This is a genomic window from Bacillus sp. N5-665 (genome assembly GCF_022637375.2).
GTDB classification, from domain to species: Bacteria; Bacillota; Bacilli; order Bacillales; family Bacillaceae_G; genus Bacillus_A; species Bacillus_A wiedmannii.
Map to the genome: position 1 here is coordinate 4171168 of NZ_CP093325.1, position 23908 is coordinate 4195075.

General features: G+C 35.3%; 30 protein-coding genes, 1 pseudogene and 1 other annotated feature. Of the genes and pseudogenes, 15 read left to right on the plus strand and 16 right to left on the minus strand.

Annotated features, from left to right (window positions below; all coding sequences use genetic code 11):
- Positions 1–9 precede the first annotated feature (9 nt).
- From ilvN to MNO09_RS23965, 4 genes are all read right to left on the minus strand, one after another.
- Positions 10–519, minus strand: coding sequence for an acetolactate synthase small subunit (gene ilvN, locus MNO09_RS23950; protein ID WP_000822948.1), 510 nt, complete (start codon positions 517–519; stop codon positions 10–12).
- On the minus strand, positions 516–2216 hold the full coding sequence (gene ilvB, locus MNO09_RS23955; RefSeq protein ID WP_088106966.1) for an acetolactate synthase large subunit: 1701 nt from the start codon (positions 2214–2216) through the stop codon (positions 516–518). The genes ilvN and ilvB overlap by 4 nt, the downstream gene beginning before the upstream one ends.
- A 73-nt stretch (positions 2217–2289) precedes the next feature.
- Positions 2290–2517: a binding site (T-box leader), on the minus strand.
- A gap of 17 nt (positions 2518–2534) precedes the next feature.
- Positions 2535–3431, minus strand: a complete 897-nt coding sequence (gene ilvE, locus MNO09_RS23960) for a branched-chain-amino-acid transaminase (RefSeq protein ID WP_001005492.1) — start codon at positions 3429–3431, stop codon at positions 2535–2537.
- Between the two features lie 141 nt (positions 3432–3572).
- Entirely contained in the window at positions 3573–3779 is a 207-nt protein-coding gene (locus tag MNO09_RS23965; protein ID WP_081339346.1) for a hypothetical protein, read from the minus strand.
- A gap of 68 nt (positions 3780–3847) precedes the next feature.
- Between MNO09_RS23965 and MNO09_RS23970 the strand changes: the two genes are divergently transcribed.
- Both MNO09_RS23970 and MNO09_RS23975 read left to right on the plus strand, forming a co-directional pair.
- Positions 3848–4087, plus strand: a complete 240-nt coding sequence (locus MNO09_RS23970; protein ID WP_000752504.1) for a DUF3911 family protein — start codon at positions 3848–3850, stop codon at positions 4085–4087.
- A 126-nt stretch (positions 4088–4213) separates the two neighbouring features.
- Positions 4214–4453 (plus strand): YkuS family protein, encoded by a 240-nt coding sequence (locus MNO09_RS23975; protein ID WP_000101010.1) that lies wholly within the window; start codon positions 4214–4216, stop codon positions 4451–4453.
- 351 nt (positions 4454–4804) lie between these two features.
- Here MNO09_RS23975 and MNO09_RS23980 read toward each other — a convergent pair whose 3' ends face one another.
- Positions 4805–4894 (minus strand): hypothetical protein, encoded by a 90-nt coding sequence (locus MNO09_RS23980; protein WP_000608225.1) that lies wholly within the window; start codon positions 4892–4894, stop codon positions 4805–4807.
- A gap of 108 nt (positions 4895–5002) precedes the next feature.
- Positions 5003–5470, minus strand: coding sequence for a GerW family sporulation protein (gene ytfJ / locus MNO09_RS23985; RefSeq protein ID WP_002096773.1), 468 nt, complete (start codon positions 5468–5470; stop codon positions 5003–5005).
- 203 nt (positions 5471–5673) lie between these two features.
- Here ytfJ and MNO09_RS23990 point away from each other — a divergent pair, with 203 nt between their 5' ends.
- A complete protein-coding gene (locus MNO09_RS23990) occupies positions 5674–6066 on the plus strand; it encodes an imidazole glycerol phosphate synthase (RefSeq protein ID WP_116480634.1) in 393 nt (130 codons plus the stop codon).
- Positions 6067–6099: 33 nt separating this feature from the next.
- On the opposite strand, the gene MNO09_RS23995 is transcribed toward MNO09_RS23990, so the two are convergent.
- Positions 6100–7443: a TrkH family potassium uptake protein gene (locus MNO09_RS23995; RefSeq protein ID WP_000454121.1), complete on the minus strand. Its 1344-nt coding sequence runs from the start codon at positions 7441–7443 to the stop codon at positions 6100–6102.
- A 1206-nt stretch (positions 7444–8649) separates the two neighbouring features.
- On the opposite strand from MNO09_RS23995, the pseudogene MNO09_RS24000 reads away from it, so the two are divergent.
- Positions 8650–9885, plus strand: a pseudogene (locus MNO09_RS24000) (dicarboxylate/amino acid:cation symporter).
- 23 nt (positions 9886–9908) lie between these two features.
- Here the strand turns inward: MNO09_RS24000 and MNO09_RS24005 are convergent.
- Together MNO09_RS24005 and MNO09_RS24010 are read right to left on the minus strand one after the other, a co-directional pair.
- A complete protein-coding gene (locus tag MNO09_RS24005; RefSeq protein WP_000184929.1) occupies positions 9909–10064 on the minus strand; it encodes a hypothetical protein in 156 nt (51 codons plus the stop codon).
- 136 nt (positions 10065–10200) lie between these two features.
- Positions 10201–10620 carry a MarR family winged helix-turn-helix transcriptional regulator gene (locus tag MNO09_RS24010; RefSeq protein ID WP_000081441.1) on the minus strand — a complete coding sequence of 140 codons (420 nt, stop codon included), beginning with the start codon at positions 10618–10620 and terminating at the stop codon, positions 10201–10203.
- A 162-nt stretch (positions 10621–10782) separates the two neighbouring features.
- On the opposite strand from MNO09_RS24010, the gene MNO09_RS24015 reads away from it, so the two are divergent.
- A complete protein-coding gene (locus tag MNO09_RS24015; protein ID WP_001287952.1) occupies positions 10783–11214 on the plus strand; it encodes a YrvL family regulatory protein in 432 nt (143 codons plus the stop codon).
- Positions 11215–11247: 33 nt separating this feature from the next.
- The gene (locus MNO09_RS24020; protein WP_002070995.1) at positions 11248–11835 is read left to right on the plus strand and encodes a thioredoxin family protein; all 588 of its coding nucleotides are present in this window, start codon (positions 11248–11250) and stop codon (positions 11833–11835) included.
- A gap of 29 nt (positions 11836–11864) precedes the next feature.
- Here MNO09_RS24020 and uppP read toward each other — a convergent pair whose 3' ends face one another.
- A complete protein-coding gene (gene uppP / locus MNO09_RS24025) occupies positions 11865–12656 on the minus strand; it encodes a bacitracin resistance undecaprenyl-diphosphatase (RefSeq protein ID WP_000796250.1) in 792 nt (263 codons plus the stop codon).
- Positions 12657–12837: 181 nt separating this feature from the next.
- Here uppP and MNO09_RS24030 point away from each other — a divergent pair, with 181 nt between their 5' ends.
- The 3 genes from MNO09_RS24030 (at position 12838) to MNO09_RS24040 (ending at position 14613) form a co-directional block, all read left to right on the plus strand.
- Complete coding sequence (locus MNO09_RS24030) at positions 12838–14202, plus strand: MATE family efflux transporter (RefSeq protein WP_000665397.1); 1365 nt, start codon at positions 12838–12840, stop codon at positions 14200–14202.
- Between the two features lie 69 nt (positions 14203–14271).
- On the plus strand, positions 14272–14445 hold the full coding sequence (locus MNO09_RS24035; RefSeq protein ID WP_000343561.1) for a hypothetical protein: 174 nt from the start codon (positions 14272–14274) through the stop codon (positions 14443–14445).
- An 18-nt stretch (positions 14446–14463) separates the two neighbouring features.
- The gene (locus MNO09_RS24040; RefSeq protein ID WP_000744621.1) at positions 14464–14613 is read left to right on the plus strand and encodes a hypothetical protein; all 150 of its coding nucleotides are present in this window, start codon (positions 14464–14466) and stop codon (positions 14611–14613) included.
- 63 nt (positions 14614–14676) lie between these two features.
- Here MNO09_RS24040 and MNO09_RS24045 read toward each other — a convergent pair whose 3' ends face one another.
- Positions 14677–15174, minus strand: a complete 498-nt coding sequence (locus MNO09_RS24045) for a hypothetical protein (RefSeq protein WP_000746043.1) — start codon at positions 15172–15174, stop codon at positions 14677–14679.
- Between the two features lie 105 nt (positions 15175–15279).
- Between MNO09_RS24045 and MNO09_RS24050 the strand changes: the two genes are divergently transcribed.
- A complete protein-coding gene (locus MNO09_RS24050) occupies positions 15280–16182 on the plus strand; it encodes an aminoglycoside phosphotransferase family protein (RefSeq protein ID WP_070168572.1) in 903 nt (300 codons plus the stop codon).
- 2 nt (positions 16183–16184) lie between these two features.
- Here the strand turns inward: MNO09_RS24050 and MNO09_RS24055 are convergent, their stop codons facing one another.
- The 5 genes from MNO09_RS24055 to amaA all read right to left on the minus strand — a co-directional run bounded on the left by MNO09_RS24055 (position 16185) and on the right by amaA (position 19254).
- Positions 16185–16346 (minus strand): hypothetical protein, encoded by a 162-nt coding sequence (locus MNO09_RS24055; RefSeq protein WP_064476702.1) that lies wholly within the window; start codon positions 16344–16346, stop codon positions 16185–16187.
- A gap of 98 nt (positions 16347–16444) precedes the next feature.
- The gene (locus MNO09_RS24060) at positions 16445–17218 is read right to left on the minus strand and encodes a hypothetical protein (protein WP_048561412.1); all 774 of its coding nucleotides are present in this window, start codon (positions 17216–17218) and stop codon (positions 16445–16447) included.
- A 24-nt stretch (positions 17219–17242) separates the two neighbouring features.
- Complete coding sequence (locus MNO09_RS24065; RefSeq protein ID WP_000041146.1) at positions 17243–17689, minus strand: flavodoxin; 447 nt, start codon at positions 17687–17689, stop codon at positions 17243–17245.
- Positions 17682–17858, minus strand: a complete 177-nt coding sequence (locus tag MNO09_RS24070; protein WP_064476703.1) for a hypothetical protein — start codon at positions 17856–17858, stop codon at positions 17682–17684. Before MNO09_RS24070 ends, MNO09_RS24065 begins: the two co-directional genes overlap by 8 nt.
- A 226-nt stretch (positions 17859–18084) precedes the next feature.
- Entirely contained in the window at positions 18085–19254 is a 1170-nt protein-coding gene (amaA, locus tag MNO09_RS24075; protein WP_070168571.1) for an N-acyl-aliphatic-L-amino acid amidohydrolase, read from the minus strand.
- Positions 19255–19582: 328 nt separating this feature from the next.
- Between amaA and MNO09_RS24080 the strand changes: the two genes are divergently transcribed.
- The 5 genes from MNO09_RS24080 to dltD all read left to right on the plus strand — a co-directional run bounded on the left by MNO09_RS24080 (position 19583) and on the right by dltD (position 23899).
- Entirely contained in the window at positions 19583–19729 is a 147-nt protein-coding gene (locus MNO09_RS24080; RefSeq protein ID WP_000440293.1) for a teichoic acid D-Ala incorporation-associated protein DltX, read from the plus strand.
- Positions 19730–19741: 12 nt separating this feature from the next.
- The gene (gene dltA, locus MNO09_RS24085; RefSeq protein WP_000770526.1) at positions 19742–21256 is read left to right on the plus strand and encodes a D-alanine--poly(phosphoribitol) ligase subunit DltA; all 1515 of its coding nucleotides are present in this window, start codon (positions 19742–19744) and stop codon (positions 21254–21256) included.
- Positions 21253–22419: a D-alanyl-lipoteichoic acid biosynthesis protein DltB gene (dltB, locus tag MNO09_RS24090; protein ID WP_088106965.1), complete on the plus strand. Its 1167-nt coding sequence runs from the start codon at positions 21253–21255 to the stop codon at positions 22417–22419. Before dltA ends, dltB begins: the two co-directional genes overlap by 4 nt.
- Before the next feature lie 68 nt (positions 22420–22487).
- Positions 22488–22727, plus strand: a complete 240-nt coding sequence (gene dltC, locus MNO09_RS24095) for a D-alanine--poly(phosphoribitol) ligase subunit DltC (RefSeq protein ID WP_000807310.1) — start codon at positions 22488–22490, stop codon at positions 22725–22727.
- Positions 22724–23899, plus strand: a complete 1176-nt coding sequence (gene dltD, locus MNO09_RS24100; protein WP_001030275.1) for a D-alanyl-lipoteichoic acid biosynthesis protein DltD — start codon at positions 22724–22726, stop codon at positions 23897–23899. Before dltC ends, dltD begins: the two co-directional genes overlap by 4 nt.
- The last annotated feature ends 9 nt before the right edge of the window (positions 23900–23908 follow it).

Genomic DNA, 23908 nt, shown 5'->3' on the forward strand with positions numbered 1-23908 from the left:
TTTAAATGGTTATTGAATTAACATAACTTGCTTATCTTGTTTTTTCATACTACGCGTAAACGCTGTTACACCTGTTCTAGCAATTTCTTTCAAACCATACGGACGAAGTAATTCAATTAATGCTTCTACTTTCTCCTGCGTACCAGTTACTTGCACAACTATGGAATCCTTCCCAACATCTATTACAGCGGCTCGAAACGGTTCAATTAAACTATATAATTCTGCTCTTGCTACTGATGTTGCTACTTTAATAAGTGCAAGTTCTCTTGCGATCATCGCTTCTTCTGTAATATCTGATACTTTCAGAACATCAATTTGCTTATGAAGTTGTTTAATTAACTGTTCCACTTGCTGTTCATTTTCAACGTGTACAACAATCGTCATCCGCGATATGTCCGATGATTCCGTATGACCTACTGAAATACTTTCAATATTAAAATGTCTTCGTGTCATAACACCCGTAATTCGGTTTAACACACCACTTTGATTTCGAACTGTCGCTGTAACAATTCTCTTCACCTTTTTTCCACTCCCTCCATTTGGTGAACACCTTTCCCTGGCGCAACCATCGGCATTACCTTTTCTGATTGAAGTACACGGCAATCAATTACGACTGGTTCTTGTAATTCAATCGCCTGCTGTATTTGCTTCTTTGCAAGAAGTGGATCATCTATACGAACTCCTTTTATGCCATACGCATTTGCAAGAGCAACGAAATCTGGTTGACACGATAGTAAAGAGTGCGAATATCTTTTGTTATAAAATTCATCTTGCCATTGTCTTACCATTCCTAAAGCTTCATTATTTAAAATAAATACTTTAACAGGCAATGAGTGTTCTTTTAACACACTTAATTCTTGCAAGGTCATTTGAAATCCAGCGTCACCTACAATTGCAATAACTAGTTCCTCAGGCTTTGCAATTTGCGCACCAATTGCTGCTGGAAATCCGAAGCCCATCGTTCCTAATCCTCCTGAAGTTACCCATTTATCAGGAGTTTTGAGCGGATAATATTGGGCTGCCCACATTTGATGTTGCCCAACATCTGTTGTTACAATCGCTTCTCCTTTCGTAATTTCATATAACATATCAATTGCGTATTGAGGCTTAATACTTTCCGAATTCCTTTTATAAGATAGTGGATACTTTTCTTTTCTACTCTTTAATAAAGAGAGCCACTTATGATGATTTTCTTTCCTTCCTTCTGGTTGAAGTAATACTTCCAGCGCTCGCTTAGCACTTGCAACAATTGGAATTTCAGTCGGCACATTTTTTCCGATTTCTGCTGGATCAATATCAATATGCGCAACAGTCGCCTCTTTAGCAAAATAAGCCAAATTTCCTGTAAGGCGATCATCAAATCTTGCACCTATATTAATAAGTAAGTCGCATTCATATAACGCCATATTGGCTGTGTAAGAACCGTGCATTCCTCCCATTCCTAGAAAAAGTTCATCATCTGGCGGAAACCCACCAAGACCAAGTAATGTATGCACAACAGGAATTTCATATTTACGAGCAAAACTTGTTAACTCTTTCGAAGCCTTCGCATGCAATACACCTGCTCCAGCTAAAATTAACGGCTTGTTTGCAGCACTAATTGCTTGTAATAATTTGTTTATTTGGAGTAAATTCGGTTCATAATTAGGATTGTATCCTGGTAAATCCATTTGTACGTCATTACATCGTTCTCCTTGCTCTACTACCATATCTTTCGGAAGGTCAATAACGACTGGGCCCGGTCTTCCTGTTCTAGCAATATGAAATGCTTCTTTAATAATTCGAGGTAAATTTGAAGCCTTTCGCACTTGATAGTTATGTTTTGTCACTGGCATCGTAAGCCCCATAATATCCGCTTCTTGGAAAGCATCACTTCCAATTAATGTCGTTGCTACTTGCCCTGTAAATACAACAAGTGGTAATGAATCAATCATCGCATCTGCTAGACCCGTAATAACATTTGTAGCACCTGGCCCACTCGTTGCAATGACAACCCCTGGATTGCCAGTAATTCTGGCATACCCTTCCGCGGCGTGAATAGCTCCTTGCTCATGCCTTGTTAAAATATGCGGAATTTCACAGTCATAGAGTGCATCATAAAGAGGTAAAACAGCACCACCAGGATAACCGAAAATTACTTCTACTCCTTCCTTTTCTAACGCTTCTAACAATAGCTGTGCACCAGTTGCCAGTTTCTCTTCCGTTTTTGAAGACATTGTTCTTATAAGCCCCCTTTTTGAAAACTTTTATCAATAAAAAAAATCCTACGTCCACACTCCAGCTATGTGCTGAAGGGACGAAAGATTTCGCGGTACCACCCTTCTTCGCAAGAATACTCTTGCCTCAGTGACCCATAAATGAGTCTAGCTAATAACGGAGCTACCGTCTAAGCCTAGACAAATGCTTCAGCTTAGCACTCAAGGGCGATGTTCGTCGACGTGAACCATCGGTTTTCAGCAACCACCGACTCTCTGTGAGGCTTCACAATCAACTACTCCTCCCTCTCAACGCTTTCTTATTGTTATAAAGAGTTGTTATCCAACTTTATTTTCTTCGTAAATCTTCTCTCCATCTTCTACAACTAACTTTCGGAATTCTTCTAATAAACGATTCGTATGTGGACCTGTTTGCCCTAAACCAATCGTTCTACCATCTACTGTCGTAACAGCAATTACTTCAGCAGCCGTTCCTGTTAAAAATACTTCATCAGCTACATATACATCATGTCTTGTAAATAACTCTTCTCTAACGTCATATCCAAGTTTTTCACCGATTTCTAATATAGCGTTTCGTGTAATGCCTTCTAACGCTCCAGCAGAACTTGGTGGTGTAATTAATTTATTTCCTTTTACAATAAACACGTTATCTCCTGAGCCTTCAGCTACGTATCCTTGATCATTTAACATAAGTGCTTCTTGTACTCCAGCTAATTTCGCTTCAATACGAACTAAAATATTGTTTAAGTAATTTAAAGATTTTACTTGAGGCGACAAAACATCTGGACGGTTTCGGCGCGTTGCAACTGTTACAACCGGAATCCCCTTTTCATAATATTCTTGCGGGAATAAAGATAGTTGTTCTGCAATTACTACTACATTCGGTTTCTTACAAGAATCAGGATCTAATCCAAGATTTCCTGCTCCTCTCGATACAACAAGGCGAATGTATCCATTAGATAATTTATTTTGTCGAATCGTCTCAACAACAATATCCGTTACTTCATCTAAAGAATATGGAATTTCTAACATGATGGATTTTGCTGATTCATATAACCGGACAAGATGCTCTCTCAAACGGAAAACATTACCGCTATATACTCTAATTCCTTCAAATACTCCATCGCCATATAAATAACCATGATCATATACTGAAACTTTTGCCTCGTCTTTTGGAACAAATTCTCCATTTAAGAAAATCCATTGCTCGTTCACTGGAAAGCGCCTCCTATGTTCTATGAATTTTTTATTGTTTCCTAGTTTACTCTCCTTTCTAAATAAATCAAGTGAATTTTTAGAAAATTTATAATTTTTAATCGTACGTACATCTTTGATTATATTGATTTAACAGCATTGTTAACGTTTACAAAAAGTCAAAAAAATTTTTTCGTCAATTTCCCCTAAAAAAAATATTTGTTTAAAAGAAGGATTTTCATCAATTAATACGAATCTATTGTATTCAATAAACGGACGTCCGTTTTTATAAATTCGGGAATATATAAGGACTTTTGCTGAAAAAGGGGGAAAATAATAAAAATAACGCTGTCTAAAAATAACATTCATATTTTTCGTTTCGTAATCATAATCCTATTTTTAAAAAACAATTTGTCAAAATGAAGGAGGAAATCAATATGGCGTGTGTACAAATTAAAGGAACGAGACAAGAGGTAGTAGAAATGCTTCAACTATTTGATCTAATGGATACGAAAGGTTTTTGTAAATTCGATAATTATGTAGAGGTAGAACCAAATAATAAAGAACATAATAATTTTATTGCTTCAATTGACATTCATTCAAATACTTCTTCTGCCCAAGATACTTTAAACGATCAATTCGTAAGTCAAATGCTTACTGGTGTATATAACGACTAAATAAAGTGATACTTTAATCAAGCTATCTGTAAATAGCAGGATAAATATATGCTTCCTACCGTCTTTGCATAAATATATACGATGTACTAGAGCATACTAGCAACTAGATGGTAGGAGGTGAGAATTATGGCTAGAATTGGCGTTGAAAACTCATTAACAGATGTTCAACAAGCTCTTCAGCAACAGGGACATGAAGTTGTTACCCTGGGCTCCGAACATGATGCACAAGGGTGCGATTGTTGTGTTGTAACTGGGCAAGATTCTAATATGATGGGTATTGCAGATGCATCAATTAAGGGATCGGTAATTGCAGCTCATGGTTTAACAACAGATGAAATTTGTCAGCAAGTTGAGAGCCGCACTTAAAAAAGAAAGAGGACTCCTTTTGAAAAGGAGTCCTCTTTTTTATATTCACCTAACGGGAAAGTAACATATACTGGATGAAAGCCCTACCTCTCTCTCATCATTACGGTTCCACTGACCGCTCCTTGATTCACTAGTATACATATAAAGCCTACAATAATAATTTATAGGGTTTGTTCACAAAAGTTGTTGGTAAGACTACCCGATCTTTCGCAAACTTTTCGTATTATATTTATAAGGTTTATTTACTTTACACTAGCTGTAACCGAGACACGAATTAAAATTTTAACACCAATACAATAACTTGTCAACATTTTTTACAAATTTAAAACAGACAGTAACGGTTTGTCTGTTTTAAAATGGAGCTTTTTCTTTTATTACATATACAACAAAACCGCTTACTAACATACATAAGCCAACTACTAAGTTTTTGATATTAATCATAAATTCCTCTCCCTTATTCCACACATCATATATATTTACAGTTCAATTATTCCGATCATCATAAAGCGCACTTTTTCTAATATATCACAATTCCTAAAAAATGCAAGTTCACTTTTGGCGACCATTTACAAATTTATCTACAGTGCTTGGTACCGTATTTAAAGCCTTTTCAATTAAATGTGTACTACTATTGAGGTGTAATACTTGCACACCGTTAGAACCGACTACTAAAAAAGCAACTGGGCTAATAGAAACCCCAGCCCCGCTTCCGCCTCCAAATGGATGGCTTTGCTTGTTCTCTTTATGCTGCCCTTGTCCGTTATTATGCTTTTCGGAAATAAAATCACCTTTAAAGTCACTTCCGCCGGCACCAAAACCAAAAGCCACTTGAGATACTGTTAATACTACATTTCCATCAGCCGTTGAAACTGGACTTCCAACAATCGTATTTACATCTACCATCTCTTTTAAATTTGTCATTGCTGTTTTCATTAAATTTTCAATTGGATGTTCCATTATGTATTGCACCCTTTCCTCATTATTCTTTTTTATACTTTCCAAAATAGAGGAAGTCATACTAACTTTTCCTATTTCAAAAAAACAATTCCACTCTTCTAAGTAGAATTATGCCTTGTACACGCTCGGATAAAGTAAAACTTTAATCAATGAGGTTTTGTTCATCACCTATTAAGTATTAACCCTCACCAATCGGGCGTTTGCGGATCACAAATAGCGGGATAAAAAAGAAAAAGAGATGCATACTACTATTGAACCTTGTTATGAAAGGAGTCATGACTTTGACTGAGAAATTTGATGAATATAAGAAAAGAGATAGAATAGATAGTGATTATAGTGACTATAAAGAAGAATACGCAGCTGAGGTTGCACCACAGCGCATTGATTATGATTACGATGAAAAAGAAAATAAAGAGGATATAAGATCGTCTGCCGCTGGATCAACTGCTGGCTTTATCGCTCTTGCCTTATCTATCTTATCACTCTTTACCTTCCCAACACTATTTGGTCTTGTTTCTGTATTACTTGGAATTTACGCTTATAATCGCGGAGCTACTGTAACTGGTGGTATCGCTGCGATTGTCGGCGGAATTGCAGCACTCATTGCAATTTTATTCCGAGTAGCACTTGTCGGATTATTGTTCTCCCTTTTTTAAAAAGAAAAAGGTATCTCGCTTATGCGAGATACCTTATCCTGTAAATACATCTTCCGATGGATATTTAATTTTTTGTTTTGCTGGTCGCGCTAAAGAAAACACAAGTGTTAACGGTCCGATTAATCCACAAAACATAACAAACATAATAATACATTTTCCAAACGCTGATAACTTTGCAGTAATTCCCATCGTTAACCCTACTGTACCAAACGCTGAAATTGTTTCAAATAGTAACTGAATAAAGCTGAAGTTTTCTGTAAGCATTAATACAAATACCGCTGCCAAAATGAGTATTTGACTGGCAACAGCAATAGCTAACGCTCTCGTTACTGTTGACATTTTAATTGTGCGCTGAAATAAAACGATTTCCTCTTTTTTTCTAAAGAAAGAAAGGACGGATGTAACTAAAATAACAAACGTTGTTAATTTAATCCCTCCACCTGTTGATACACTTCCTGCACCAATAAACATTAAAACCATCGTAAATAATATAGATGATTCTTCCATTCCCCCGTAGTCAACTGTATTAAATCCAGCAGTACGAGGAGTAATACCTTGGAAGAAAGAAGCCCATAACTTTTCATTTAAAGGTAAATTCCCTAACGTCTTCACATTATTATATTCCAATACAAAAATCACAATCATTGCTATAACATTTAACGCTACCGTTCCAACAATCATGATTTTAGAATGAATTGATAATTTTCGAAAGCTACGACTATACCATATATCAATTAATACGGTAAAACCGAGACCACCTATTACGATTAAAGAGCAAATCCCAATATTAACAATAGGATCTCCTACATACCTTGTTAAATTATCCGGCCATAGAGCAAATCCAGCATTATTATAAGATGCAATAACGTGAAAAATACTATAGTATACACCTTTTCCAAAGCCAAACTCTGGAATAAAGCGAAACGATAAAAAAATGACTCCAATAAGCTCAATACAAATTGAAAATATAAAGACACGCTTTACTAATTTTACAAGACCACCTATATTTGTCTGATTAAATGCCTCTCCGATTAATAATCGATGGCGTAACCCGATTTTTTTACCTAATACCCAAACAATTAAAATGGCAATTGTCATAAGACCTAAACCACCTGTTTGAATTAAAAACATAATAACAATCTCGCCAAACATCGTAAACGTACTTGCAGTATCTACTACTCCTAATCCCGTTACAGTTGCTGCTGACGTTGCCGTAAAGAAAGCATCTACCCAACTAATATGTACTTTCGTTGCGAATGGTAACTTTAATAACAAACCGCCAACCACAATTAAGCAGAAAAAACCTAATGCTAATATTTGTGGTGGATTTAATCGTATAAAACGATTATACAGCCCTTGTCTTTTTGTTACTTCCATATTCACTAACTCCCTTTTCCCCTCATAACTAAAGGCTTATAAGAAACCTTACATAGCGGGATAAACCTTATATTCTTATAATATAGTTGAGCATAATCCTTTTTTTTAAAGATTTCAACTTTTATTTATACTTGAACTCCACTTCATTTTATGACAAGAAACTTTCTATTATATTTATTCGTACTCTACAACTCTCGCAACAATCATTTTATATGTATCATTTCTCAAATTCTCATACCTTTCACTCTATGTTCACACCAAGGTCACATCCAACTTTTATAGTATATGTATCGAAGTTGTTCCTCCCTAATTTATAAGACATTCCCCAGTGTCTTGAACAACTTCCATCCCTAATTAAATTGACATAAATTGTCCCCTTCCTTGACCATCTCTTATGTGATGGTCTTATTTTTTGTTTACTCTACCTCTTATTTAAAACTCCCTCTCTCTTTCACTCTATGTTCACACCAAGGTCACATCCAACTTTTATAGTATATGTATCGAAGTTGTTCCTCCCTAATTTATAAGACATTCCCCAGTGTCTTGAACAACTTCCATCCCTAATTAAATTGACATAAATTGTCCCCTTCCTTGACCATCTCTTATGTGATGGTCTTATTTTTTTGTTTACTCTACCTCTTATTTAAAACTCCCTCTCTCTTTCACTCTATGTTCACACCAAGGTCACATCCAACTTTTATAGTATATGTATCGAAGCTGTTCCTCCCTAATTTATAAGACATTCCCCAGTGTCTTTGAATAGCTTCCATCCCTAATTAAATTGACATAAATTGTCCCCTTCCTTGACCATCTCTTATGTGATGGTCTTATTTTTTTGTTTACTCTACCTCTTATTTAAAACTCCCTCTCTCTTTCACTCTATATTCACACCCTGGTCACATCCAACTTTTATAGTATATGTACCGAAGCTGTTCCTCCCTAATTTATAAGACATTCCCCAGTGTCTTTGAATGGCTTCCATCCCTAATTAAATTGACATAAATTGTCCCCTTCCTTGACCATCCTATGTGATGGTCTACTTTGTTTTCTAACTAGATTCCCCAACTTTTTTGCTTACTTTAGCAAAAGCAATCTATATTTAAACACAAATTTTTACACGGAATATCCAGAAAATACCGTCAAAATAGGTAGTTTTTCGGTACAATTAATGTAGAAAGCAATTTCACAAAAATAAGGGGGGTTTTATTGAAACAAACAAAAGCAATCTTAATTGCATTATTTCTCGGTTTAGTTGTTGGACTCACTTTAAATTTAGCTGCACCATCCATTTTGAACCATTAAATCAATTTGTGTTCAATCCACTTGGTCAATTGTTTATTCGCCTCATTAAAATGCTAGTTGTTCCTGTTGTATTCATTTCTATCGTGCTTGGGGCTGCTGGGCTTGGAGACCCGAAACAACTTGGAAGAATCGGCTTAAAATCAATTTCATTCTTTCTTGTAACTACAGCCGTTGCTATCTCTATTGCAGTTACATTTGCACTGATTATTCAACCAGGATCTGGCGGTAACTTTAAAACAGAAGGGCTTAAATATGAAGGGGCAAAAACCGAAACATCTTTCGTCGATACATTGCTAAATATCGTACCAGATAACCCAGCAAAAGCGATGGCTGATGGAAACATGTTACAAATTATTGCCTTTGCCGTATTAATCGGACTCGGTATAGCTATTTTAGGAAAACGGGTCCAAGGTTACCCATTCATTACTTGAACAGGGCAACGAATTAATGATGTATCTTGTTAATCTCGTTATGAAATTAGCTCCAATCGGAACATTTGGATTGCTCGCTTCATCCGTTGGTAAAATGGGTCTTGCAGGCGTCGCTGCGATGTTCAAGTATATGATTGTCGTTATGCTAGTACTTATTATTCACGGCGTCTTCGTGTATGGCGGATTATTAAAGGTATTAGCAAAAGAAAGCATTGTCCGTTTCTTTAAACATTTCGGACCGGTAATGGCAATTGGGTTTAGTACATCTAGCTCTAATGCATCTCTTCCATTTGCAATGAAAACAGCACAAGAAAAACTTGGTGTTCCAAAAGCGATAAGTTCTTTTGTACAACCACTGGGTGCAACGATTAATATGGATGGTACTGCCATTATGCAAGGTGTAGCAACTGTGTTTATCGCTCAAGTATACGGAGTTGAGCTTACTATGTCCCAATTAGCTTTCGTCGTATTAACTGCTGTACTAGCTAGTATCGGTACTGCTGGTGTACCAGGTGTTGGACTTGTAATGCTTACGATGGTTTTAAATCAAGTAAATCTACCGGTAGAAGGTATTGCCTTAATTATCGGTATTGACCACATTCTAGATATGTCACGAACAGCTGTAAATATTTCCGGTGATGCAATTTGTGCAATGATCGTCGCAAAATCAGAAGAAAAATATAATACAGATCAATCTGCAGCATCTTAAATAAAAAAAAGGAGTGAAATGATTCACTCCTTTTTTGATTTACTTCCTTTTTTCGAACGATATTCTTTTCCTTTGTTATCATTACCAGTATCAAATTCCGCACTAAACTCTTGCTGAAATTGTCCTGATTTTGGTGAGCCTTGATTTCCGCTCCCTTTACTACCATTTCGATTTGTCATATTTTTGCCCCCTTCCTTTACTAGTAGTATGTTACATATTTTCTTTTTTATAATCTTTTACATACGAAAGAAGACCTTCCTCACATAGGGAAGGTCTTCTCCTTTAATACGTAAGCGTTTTCTTACTTGTAATGACTTAAATAAGTTTTTTAGAAATAGCTATCATTATATTCATTTCTTCTTCTGAAAGTGCGGAGAATCTTTCTTGTAAATATTTCTTTTTCTCCCCTTCCATTTTTGCAACTAAATCTTTTCCTTGCTCTGTAATCTCTAAATATACAACTCTGCGATCTGATGTAGAACGTGAACGGGTTACAAAGCCTTTATTAATTAATTTTTCTGTAACAGCTGTAATATGACTATTCGACACATTTAACTCATTAGCTACACGTGATACCATTTCTTTATTCGTACGGTTCAATATTCTAAGGACGATGAACTCATTCCACGGTATGTAACCACCAAATATTTTTCCAATATCATTACGCAACGTGCGAAACATAGCAAAAACATTTGTCGATAGTTCTTCCATTAATTGCTCTCGATTTTGAGACAATTTTGACAGCCCCTTTTATTTCATTTAGTTAAATAAAAACCTTATTAATAATTTTACATGAAATCTTACTTTTTGTCACCTTATTTCCCCATAATTCGTAGTTTTTTAATATACATTTCATGATACAATAAAATTAAATTTCCAGAAAAAGGAGATAGAATAGTGAGTGAAGAAGACAAATTTTCTAATCTCAATCTAAAAGATAAGACTTTGATTATTGGTTTTGTTATTCTGTTTCTCATTATAATTTTTGCATTTATATTCTTTGTATATGTAGGAATCTTTCATATTACAGGTATAGAGTATAGATCACGCACTGCTTTACTTCTATTTTTTTTATTAATCACTTTCTTAGACGGTATTACATTCTTTATCTTCGGTTTCCTCAAGGCGTTGCTATATCCAATGACAAAAAACATGCCAAATTGGCTGGCTATTACTCTTTTTGCAATCATTGAAATTACGCTAGATTGGTTCGTCATTCATACTGCCGACGATTGGATAGAGAGTGTTCAACTGTCCAACATTGCTGAATTATGTGTCGTACTATTCCTTTTCCTATTAAATAAATTATTAAGTGACAAGAAGGAGTAAGAATACAAGCTTTTCTATATAAAAATTGGTACAATGAAAACAAATCATACTAAAGAGGTGTTACTTATGAACTTACAACAATGGGCTGATAAAGGTATGTCCTTTGATACATATGTGAATGAAATGAAAGTAAATCAATACGAGCTACTGCACATTTACAATAACTTTTTAATTCCAAATGAATTACTTCCTGTATTAGAAGAACGCCAAAATGATGGCTGGCGTGTTATCGTATTAACAGCTGATTGGTGTGGTGACGCTCTTTTATGCGTACCTGTTATGAAACGAATTTCTGAAGTTGCAAATATTGATATGAGATTATTAATTCGCGATGAAAACTTAGAATTAATGGATCAATATTTAACAAATGGAACAGCACGTGCCATTCCAATTTTTATTTTCATTGATAAAGATGGAAATGAACAAGCCGTTTGGGGACCACGCGCTCCAAAAGTACAAGAGTTAGTAACTTCAATGCGCGCTACATTACCTGAAAAAGAAGATCCAACATTCGAAGAAAAACAAAAAGAAATGTACGCTAATTTCCGTGCTACATTAGCGGATGATACTTCTCTTTGGGAACATGTAATGGAAAGCATGATGGAAAAAGTAGTAAAATAAAAAAACTGCCGAACTCGGCAGTTTTTTTATTACATAATGAAGAAATAGAATACCGCAGCTAAAATGAAACGGTAGTAAGCGAACGGTGTTAGTTTTACACGACCTAATAATTTTAAGAATGAAACAATTGCAAGCATCGCAACAACGAATGCTGTAATAAATCCTGTTGCAAATAACGGGATATCAGCCGCACTTAATATATCCCAGCTTTTAATTAAATCTAAACCACTTGCAGCTACCATCATTGGTACTGCTAAAATAAATGTATATTCAGCCGCCGCTGTATGTGACACGCGAGCTAATAAACCACCACTTATTGTAGAACCAGAACGAGAAAATCCTGGCCAAAGCGCTAAACATTGGAACATTCCAATTGTAAAAGCTTGCTTATATGTGATTTCATCTAATGTTCTTGCTGTACTTGGTTTCGAAAACTTCTCAGCAACAATCATTAAAATACCACCAGCCACTAAACTGATGACAACTGGGCCTGGCCCAAATAAAACTTCTTTAATCGCACTATGGAACAATACGCCAAGTACGCCGGCAGGAATCATCCCGATAATAATATGTAATAAATTTAACGATGGTCCCTCTGTTACTTTCCCTATACCTACTAAAGACCATAGACGCTTCCAAAATATAACAACAACTGCTAAAATCGATCCCAATTGAATAACAACTTCGAAAACTTTCGCTCTCTCGTCGTCAAATCCAAGTAAATGACCTGTTAAAATCATATGTCCTGTTGATGAAACTGGTAAAAACTCTGTTAAACCTTCAACAGCCCCCATGATTATTCCAATTAACCAATCAGCCACGAGTAGTGCCTCCTTAATAACGAATATGTAATTTTTCACACCTTATCATAATACCTTATCCCCTTTTAAAGTGCATCCTTTTTTTATTGATTGTACATGTTGTATGCGCGTATTTCTTTTCTATTTTTTGATTAAATTGTATGATAGTAAGAGTTTGTTTTTTTAGCGGAAAGGGGATTTTATGAAAGAAACTAATTCATTCTCACAAAAATTAAAGCAATTTGTATTACTATTTTTCCCGATTTTCGTAACGCAAATGTCATTATTTGCAATGAGTTTTTTCGATACGACAATGTCAGGGCACGCAAGTCCTATTGATTTAGCGGGTGTTGCTATCGGAACAAGTATATGGCTTCCCGTTAGTACCGGATTAACAGGAATTTTAATGGCTACCACTCCAATTGTTGCACAGCTCATTGGATCCAAGAAAAAAGAGGATGTTCCCCAAGTTGTCATACAAGCAGTATATTTAGCAATTTGTGCTAGTTTCGTGGTCATCCTTATCGGTTTCTTCGCTGTTTCACCTATTTTAAACGGCATGCGCCTGGAAGAACCTGTGGAACGTATTGCGGCACAATTTTTAAGTATTATTGCAATTGGAATTATCCCTTTATTTACTTACACTGTTTTACGCGGGTTTATTGATGCATTAGGAAAAACTCGCACAACGATGATCATTACATTACTATCATTACCAATTAACGTAGTATTAAATTATGTATTAATTTTTGGTCATTTCGGTTTTCCAAAACTCGGTGGTGTTGGAGCGGCAATTGCTTCTGCAGCAACCTATTGGTGCATTTTAATTATTACCGTTATTATTATTCGTACGAAAGAACCTTTCGCATCTTTCAATATCTTTAAACAATTATATCGTCCTTCTCTTTCAAGTTGGACTGAATTCTTAAAACTTGGCGTCCCTATTGGATTTGCTATCTTTTTTGAAACAAGTATTTTCGCTGCGGTGACACTTATGATGAGTAATTTTAGTACGACAACAATCGCAGCTCATCAAGCAGCTATGAACTTCGCTTCCTTGTTATATATGACTCCTTTAAGTTTAGCAATGGCAATGACCATCGCTGTTGGATTCGAAGTTGGAGCAAAGCGATACAATAACGCAAAACAATATGGATTTATCGGGATTGGCTTAGCACTTGCATTCGCCCTATTATATTCAATTCTTCTCTATTTCTTTGATGATGCAATTGCTTCTATTTATACGACAGATATACAAGTTCATCATTTAGCAAAAGAATTTCTTATATTTGCGATTTTATTTCAAATTTCAGATGCAATTGCAACTCCTGTACAAGGGGCACTACGTGGTTATAAAGACGTAAATGTTTCCTTAATTATGACATTAATCGCTTATTGGGTAATAGGTCTCCCTCTCGGTTACATATTAGCAACTTACACTGACTGGGCAGCAAAAGGATATTGGATCGGTCTTATTATCGGTCTAGCATTTGGTGCCACTTTCCTTCTTGTCCGTCTCTTTCAAGTTCAAAGAAAATATACAACAGAAAACCGCCGCTCACGATAGAGGGCGGTTTTCTTTATGCATATTTTTTCTTTGAACGTATAACATAATGAAAAAGAAAGGTGGATACATATGGACGAAAAAGAAAAAAAGCAATCATTCGATGAAGAATTCGCCCCTGAAATTTCACCTGGATATCGGCAAGATGTACATAAGACACCTAAATATAAAAACACCTCGTTTTTAATGGGCATTACCATTTTTGCCGCTGTGTTACTCGTACTCATCATTTTCGTTTATTTTTGATGGAGGGTGGTCTATTATATGAAGAAACAAAATTCCAATCGTTCAAAAAGAACTGTAAAAACAGAAAAAGGATATGCGGGTGATTCTGTTCTTACTCAGAAACAAGTCGAGCAAGGAAATTTATATATTGCTCAAAAAGAACTTGGTCAACAAAATGAAAATCTTTAGAATCCCTCAAAGAACTGGGGGATTTTTTTATCGGCTATTTGTGGCACTCATTCATGTTTCACTTTATTGTACGTACTGTTTTTGTTCTAACACTTTAAATATATTATTAACCTTTACAATTTTCATTTCATAATTCAATTTCATTTCGCTTCTCTTACCATTTTCAGTACCCGCAACGTATGCTACAGTTTTATAGAGAAAACTTTCATCCGTCACTTCACGTATATCCTCGTTTATAAATTTATACTCTAAATCCTGAAAACGATTTGGATAATAATTTTCTATTAATCGATCATACCCTCTATTAAAAAATATTTCTTCACCTTTTCGTTTCACATCTTCTTTATTATTAAACTCAAACACTGATAGTTGCTCTGTCACAAAATGTTCTCCTACCTTTTTCATTTCATTATGAGTTAAAGTTTCTATACTTTTGTTCTGTAATCCCTTATTTAACCCGTACTGATCAATCGGTTTATAACTAGCAAAAACCGCCTCTTTATATGACCAAAACACTCCAAAAGCGATACATAAAGAAGTGATTAGTATTCTTTTCTTCATAACAATCCCGCTCCCTCTTCATAATGATAGTTATATTTTAACATATAGAAAGAAAATTCTGATATCATGAAGTGGAATAACTTAACTTTGAAATGAGGAACAATGATGGACTCTTACAAACAATATATAAAAGAAGCTTTGCCTAATCTTTCTATACACTCCTATAAACAAAATGAAGAAGGGTGGGATAATGTAGCTATTATCGTAAATGATGAGTTACTGTTTCGTTTCCCGCGAAAACAGGAATATGCAATGCGCATTCCGTTAGAAAAAGAACTATGCACATGTCTCTCTTATTCACTACATGAAATTGAGGTTCCACAGTATCACCTATTCTATAGAAAAGATACTGATACTATTCCGTTTTGTAGTTACTATACTCTCATTCATGGTGAACCATTAAAAACAGACATAGTAATTAAGCTTGAGGATAAAGAACTGAAAATAATTATTACACAATTAGCTACCTTCCTTGCGACCCTACATAGTATTCCTTTAAAACAAGGTACAACGTTAGGATTCCCTGTTGAAAAAACACTTACCTACTGGAAAAAGCTACAAACTAAGTTAAATCAGTATGTTACTAATAGTCTTACTTCGTTCCAGCAATCATCTTTAAATCGTTTGTTCGAAAATTTCTTTACTTGTATCGATACAACCACTTTTCAAAATACAATTATTCACGCTGATTTTACACATCATCACATTTTATTTGATAACCAAAATAAAGATATTTCAGGGATTATCGATTTGGGTGATGCTCAAATTGGAGATCCCGCCTTTGACTTTGCTGGGCTATATTATGATTTCGGGCATGAATTTACTACATCAGTATATGAACAATACTGTACACTTACTTCACACCATGATCCATTACTCATTCACCGCATCACGAGTTTTTATCGGTACAGCCCTTTACTACATAATATTATTTATAACTTTGAAACAAAGAATGAACTTGAATTCCTAGCAGGTACTAAAAAACTGAAACTAATACTACAGGGATGAGATTATATTCTCTCCCTATACTCTCTTTCCTCATACATCATTAACTTTTTATCCATTTCAACAATGACTTTATACAGTTGAAATGCTTGTAAAATTTGTAGTTGAATCCCAAAAGGAGCATTCTGTTCTTTTAACCATTGAAATACTTTCATTTCATCTTCCATTGATTATTCCTCCCTTTATTAAAATCTGCTACAAATATACGGTAAATGATGAAAAGCTTTTCATGTCAATAACAAAAAAGGATGCAAAATTGCATCCTTTAATGTACGATATTTTTCTTCTGCTTCGCTTCTTTCTTTACTTCTTCCCCTTGGCATTCCCTACGAAACGCACAACTCATACACTCAGAACGAAAATGACGCTCTGTATAATGCTCAGGTTGTTGCAACATTTCTTTCATTCTAGATAAATCAGCCATGCCAGTTATAATATCTTCCTGTTTCGGAATGTACTCATACTTAGTTCCTTCTATTAAATTAATAACTTCAATTTTTCCGGGAAGAATTCCGAAAGCTTTATAACTGAATACTGTCATTAACTTTTGACAAAGAGCAAGCATTTCCTCATCCGCATCGACAACATACTTTTTAATTACAAACGACTCAGTACTCCACTCACCAACTTCTAATGTCAATGACATGTGGACACCTAACTCTTCCATATATGTTTGAAATTTTTCATATAAAAATAACGGCGGTGTCTGACTATCATCTCTTTCAACAAACTGTAATAAGTGATCCGTTAACTTCGCTAACACAATATAATACTCCGTCTTTGAAGCAAACATATTAATCCTTACTTTTTTCCAATACTTTTCTATTAATATTAAAAGTACGATTTTCGTTTGTTGGCCCGCAGGTAGTGTGTAATATTCATTAATAATTCGATTCACAATCATTTGTGCGATTTGTTGCCATTCAAATGAAGAAGGTTCTCTTCTTTTTATATGACGGAAATAAAATTTATGCGGACAACGCATAAAATCATACAAATGATAATCTGTCATCGTTTTGATTGCGATTTTCTCATGCACTTGCTCTTCATCTCCCTTCTGCCATTAAGAAAGGTGTTTTACAAATTCAGCTCCAAACTGTAAACATTTTTCTACATCTTCATCTTCTGGCGTTAATTCTACTTTTAGTCCTTCTAACACAACTGCAGCTCCGCGCTCTTGTAGCTTTTCTATTAAAATGTCAACCGCCACGCCGTATTTCGGATAAGCCGAATCACATGATCCGAATACTGCCGCTTTTTTCCCGGTTAAATCAATAGAATCCATTGCATCATAAAAATCTAAGAAATCATCAGGAAGGTCACCATCTCCCCAAGTGTAAGCACCTAAAATAATTCCATCATACTGTTCTAGTATAGAAGCTTCTGGTGAATCCATAATATCGATAACTTCAATTTCATTTTCTGTTTCACGAATTGCACCCGCAATATGATCAGCCATTTCCTCTGTATTTCCACTCATACTTGCAAAAATCATTACTAACTTACTCAACTAAATCTCTCCTTTTACCTTGTATCTCTTTTTCTGTTGGAAGCGTACTCTTCTCATCTACATATTCAGAACGAATTACATTTCGTTGCCATTCCATATGCTGATCAACATCTTTATTTTTATCTTTTAATCCCCTCCGCAGAAGGTGAAATTTTTTTCTCATTAACATGTCTCATCCATCCTATTGATAATAATTATCAATTTCAACTACCCTTAGATTAATTGACAGTGATTATCAATGTCAATAACTATTTTTTAAAAAATGATTAAAATGTACAAGCTTGTCCGTTAGCTATTCATATACTATAAATGAGCATAGTTCTTTCTCAGCCCTCTCTGACGGAAAGAAATAAAAGCAACTGCGATAGAGCGCAGTTGCCTTTTTTTATACTTTTCTATGATTTTAGTAGTCTTATCGCTGTCTCTAAAAATAATTCCACTCCATAAATTAAAGCTGATTCATCTACATCAAATTTCGGATGATGATGCGGATAACAAGTATCTACCTTTTCATTCCCCGTCCCCAATTTAATGAAGCAACCCGGTGCCTTTCTTAAATATGCTGAAAAATCTTCTCCTCCCATAGAAGGTTCAAGCTTCACAACACGCTCATTCCCAAACAAATGTAGTGCACTTTCTTCTACTACTTTCGTAATATATTCATCATTAATAACCGGATCATATCCGTATCGATACGTATATGTATACTTTCCTCCATGTGCCTTTGTGATTCCTTTCACGATTTGCTCAATTTTCTCTTCTGCTTCTATTCTTAACGCTTGATTAAAAGAACGCACAGTTCCCATTAAAGTTGCTGCATTAGGAATAATATTATCAGCCATTCCCCCATGAAACTGCGTAACTGAAACAACTCTTTGCATGAAAGCACTTGTATTTCTTGATACGATATGTTGTAAATTTGTAATAATCTGCGCTCCGATAGCAATAGGATCTATCGTTTCTTCTGGCCTCGCCGCATGCCCTCCTTTCCCTTGAATTTCAACTGTAAATACGTCTGGTGCCGCCATCATCGGTCCATACGCAATTCCGATTTTCCCGCTCTCCAATCCAGACATAACATGTAAACCTATTACATAATCAACACCATCCATCACGCCTGCCTCAACCATTTCTTGTCCCCCGCCAGGATACACCTCTTCTGCGTGCTGAAAGAAGAGACGAATCTCACCTACGAAATCTTCCTTTATATTTGATAGCACCTCCGCTGTACTTAACAAAATAGCTGCGTGAGCATCATGCCCACATGCATGCATCATTCCTTTATTCACAGACGTATAAGATTTCCTTGTCTCTTCTTGAATTGGTAAAGCATCTATATCAGCTCGAATCGCAACTACTTTCCCTTGTCCCGTCCCTCTTTTAATTGCTAGTACACTATACTTCGTCGGTCTCGTTACTTCAAAAGAAGAAAATGAACATAATGTATCATATATAAATTGTGAAGTTTCTTTTTCATGAAATGATAATTCCGGATATTTATGAAAATGCTGTCTCCACTTAATAATGTTTTCTTCTGAAATAAGATCCTTCCACATCCTCTTCATCAGAAATTCCTCCTCTTATGAAACTTTAACAATTCATACATTAACTATGAAAAACTCAAACAAATATTACATTTCTATACATTCTCCCAGACCACTTTTATACATTCACACAATCCACTTCCTATTTACATGTCAAACCCGTTACAAATTCATGCTGAATGTAATATAATTGCTAAGTTAGGGATTTTCTTTTTTAGTATTTAGTGCTAATATCAGAAAAGAGCCTTTTGACTTATTTTTACCTAAAATGTGGAATTTTGTTTTTTTCACAATAATGTAGGACATGATACCTACAAAGAGCTATCATTTCATTAAGAGAGGGAAAGACATGGAAAGATTAAAAGAGATATGGTCTCGACCACTCACACAATGGGTTGCAAAGACGGTTTATTACCTTGCAATTTTATTTGCATTACTTTGGTTGTATGGATTCCATGATACAAACACAAGTACATTTATTTACAACGAATTTTAGGGTGGGAACGTTATGAAGTTATTAGAACAAATTGAAAAGTGGGCTATTGAAACGCCTGATCAAACTGCTTTTGTTTGGCGAGATGCGAAAATTACGTACAAACAATTAAAGGAAGATTCTGATGCGTTAGCACATTGGATTTCTTCTGAGTATCCAGATGATCGTTCACCAATTATGGTGTATGGCCATATGCAACCTGAAATGATTATTAACTTTTTAGGATGTGTAAAAGCTGGACACGCTTATATTCCTGTAGATTTATCTATCCCAGCTGATCGTGTACAACGTATCGCTGAAAATTCTGGTGCGAAACTACTTTTATCAGGAACTGAAGTAACTGTAACTGATTTACCAGTTCGCATTGTAAGTGAAGACAACTTAAAAGATATTTTCTTTACTCATAAAGGGAACACTCCAAATCCTGAACATGCGGTAAAAGGTGATGAGAACTTCTACATTATTTACACATCAGGAAGCACAGGTAATCCGAAAGGGGTTCAGATTACTTATAACTGCCTTGTAAGCTTTACAAAATGGGCTGTAGAAGATTTCAACTTACAAACAGGACAAGTATTCTTAAACCAAGCACCTTTCTCATTCGATTTATCTGTCATGGATATTTACCCATCCTTAGTAACAGGTGGTACACTTTGGGCAATCGATAAAGATATGATTGCACGTCCAAAAGACTTGTTTGCTTCTTTAGAGCAATCGGATATACAAGTATGGACTTCAACACCATCTTTCGCAGAGATGTGTTTAATGGAAGCATCTTTCTCTGAGAGTATGCTACCGAACATGAAAACATTCTTATTCTGCGGTGAAGTGTTACCAAATGAAGTAGCTAGAAAATTAATTGAGCGTTTCCCGAAAGCGACAATTATGAATACGTACGGTCCAACAGAAGCTACTGTCGCTGTAACAGGTATTCACGTTACAGAAGAAGTGCTTGATCAATACAAATCACTTCCAGTTGGCTACTGTAAATCAGATTGCCGCCTTCTTATTATGAAAGAAGATGGTACGCTTGCACCTGATGGTGAAAAAGGTGAAATCGTAATTGTCGGTCCAAGCGTAAGTGTTGGATATTTAGGAAGTCCTGAATTAACAGAAAAAGCATTTACTATGATTGACGGTGAGCGCGCCTATAAAACAGGCGATGCTGGCTATGTTGAAAATGGTCTTCTATTCTATAATGGTCGTCTTGATTTCCAAATTAAGCTGCATGGTTATCGAATGGAATTAGAAGAAATTGAGCATCACCTTCGTGCGTGTTCTTACGTAGAAGGAGCAGTTATCGTTCCAATTAAAAAAGGTGAGAAATACGATTATTTATTAGCGGTTGTTGTTCCTGGCGAACATTCATTTGAAAAAGAATTCAAATTAACATCTGCAATTAAAAAAGAACTCAATGAGCGATTACCAAACTACATGATTCCACGTAAATTCATGTATCAATCTTCTATTCCAATGACACCAAATGGAAAGGTAGATCGCAAAAAATTATTGAGTGAGGTTACAGCATGACCGCATATGGATCATTTTATTTTTTCGCTATAGTGGGCATTTTATTAATACCTACTATCATAGCTGGACTAAAAGGTAAAATGTTGCGTAAATATAATGCCGTTTTAACATTAGTAATGCTCGTTATTATCTTCTCGGATAAACCGAAGCAAGCGATTATGTTAGCCGCATTTATTATTTGGCAATATGCCCTAATTAAAGGCTATTTAATTTTAAGAAAACAAAATAATAGTACATTCATGTTTTGTATAGCTGTTATTTTATCGATTTTGCCACTTATTTTGGCAAAAATCGCACCATTTGTGCCTGAATTACATTTTATTGTTTTCGCAGGTATGTCTTACGTAACATTTAGAGCAGTACAAATGGTCTTTGAAGTTCGTGATAATTTAATTAAAGAACTTTCCTTCTTTAATTTCTGGGAATTCGTTTTATTCTTCCCTGCGATTTCAAGTGGACCTATCGATCGTTACCGTAGATTCCAAAAAGATATCCAAAAGCCACCTAGCGCTGAGGAATATCAAAAGTTACTATATACAGGGCTTAACCGTATTTTCCAAGGTTTTCTGTATAAATTTATAATTGCGCACTTGATAACAACATATCTTGTAAAGGCAGTATTCGCCAATCAAGATACACTTTTATCTAATGCGATTTTTATGTACGCTACTAGCATGCAATTATTCTTTGACTTTGCAGGTTATAGTGCGTTCGTAATTGGTATCAGTTACATGATGGGAATTAAAACTCCTGAAAACTTTAATAAGCCATTCCTTAGTCGTAACATTAAAGACTTCTGGAACCGCTGGCACATGAGTTTATCATTCTGGTTCCGTGATTTTATTTACATGCGTTTCGTCTTTTTTGCAACGAAGAAAAAGTTAATTAAAAACCGCTACACAATTTCGTATATCGGTGCATTTTTAAACTTCTTCATCATGGGAATTTGGCACATCCAAGGAAGCGCTGTTGCGCAGTATGTTATTTATGGTCTATATCATGCCGCACTGTTTATTTTATTCGATATTTTCGAGCGAAAAAACAAGAAGCATAAGTTTTGGCCAAACAATAAATTTACACATGTCCTTGCGATTGTAATTACGTTCCACGTTGTATGTTTCGGTTTCCTAATTTTCTCTGGACACCTTAACAGATACTTTTAATGCACCCTTCTTATACTAGTAAGAAGTTGCACATATAATATATTTCGGATATAAAGGAGATTTTAAAAATGGCAGAATTTAAAGAGCAAGTATTAGATATTTTAGAAGAAGTATGTGAAAACGATATTGTGAAAGAAAACTTAGATGTTCAATTATTTGAAGAAGGTATTCTTGATTCTTTCGCTGTAGTATCTTTATTAGTTGAATTCCAAGAGCGTTTAGATATTGAAGTTTCTATTTCTGATTTTGACCGTGACGAGTGGGCTACACCAAACATGGTTATTAAGAAGTTGGAAGAAATCCGATGAACAAAGCAAAATTTGGTCCGATGCTTTTAGCATTGGCCCTTTTTGCTGTATTCTTACTTATTCCAACGCGCTTCCTACTTCCACTTTTAAGTGATGAAAAAGTAGAACAAGCTGCCACTTCTTTAAAAGAAGAAAAGATTCAAAGTATGATATTACAGCAAAAGATGTTAGCAGACCCGAAATACCTTCCGATGTACGGTTCATCAGAATTCGCACGTATGGATGCTTTCCATCCATCAAATTATTTCAAAGTAAAGCCTGAAGGGTTCACACCATTCCTACTTGGACGCGGGGGAACACAAGACCTTGTACATGTGTTAAACTTTGCATCTACTATGGATCAATTGAAGGATAAGAAAATGGTATTCGTTCTTTCTCCTCAATGGTTTGTACCACAAGGTATTGATGAAACACACTTTGCACCTAACTTTTCAAAACAACAAGGCTATCACTTGCTTTTCAATGATGATTTAAAGCCTGAAATGAAAAAGCAAATTGCAAAACGTTTATTAAACTTTGAAATCGTCAAGAAAGAAACTTTACTAAAAATTTCGCTTGAAGGTATCGTTTATGATGATACAAAGCATAAAGTAAAAGCACTTGCTGCTAAACCTTTCGCTTATATTTATCGTAACATTTTAGATCGTAAAGATTTATTTACAGCAATGTTTGATATTAAACCGCATAAAGAAAAACTTGACCCTTCATTAAAACAAATGAATTGGGACGAGGCTCGTAAACATGCAGATCAAACTGGTGCAGTAGAATCAGGATCTAACGAATATGGTATCGAAGATGATTACTTCAATAGCAAAATTAAGAAGAAATTGAAGCAACGTGAAGGCTACTTAAAAAATGATGCTTATGATCAATCGCCAGAATATGAAGATTTACAAATTGTACTTGATTTATTAAAACAATCTGGTGCAAAACCACTCTTCATTTCTGTTCCTGTAAAAGGTCCTTGGTACGATTACGCTGGCTTCCCGAAAGAACGTCGCGAATTGTACTACAAGAAAGTTCATGAGCAAATTGAGAAAGCTGGCTATCCAATTGCTGACTTCTCAAATCATGAGTATGATAAATACTTCTTAAAAGATCATATGCACTTAGGTTGGAAAGGCTGGGTTTATATCGATGAGGCCATCCAACAATTTTATAAAGCAAACTAACGAAAAGAC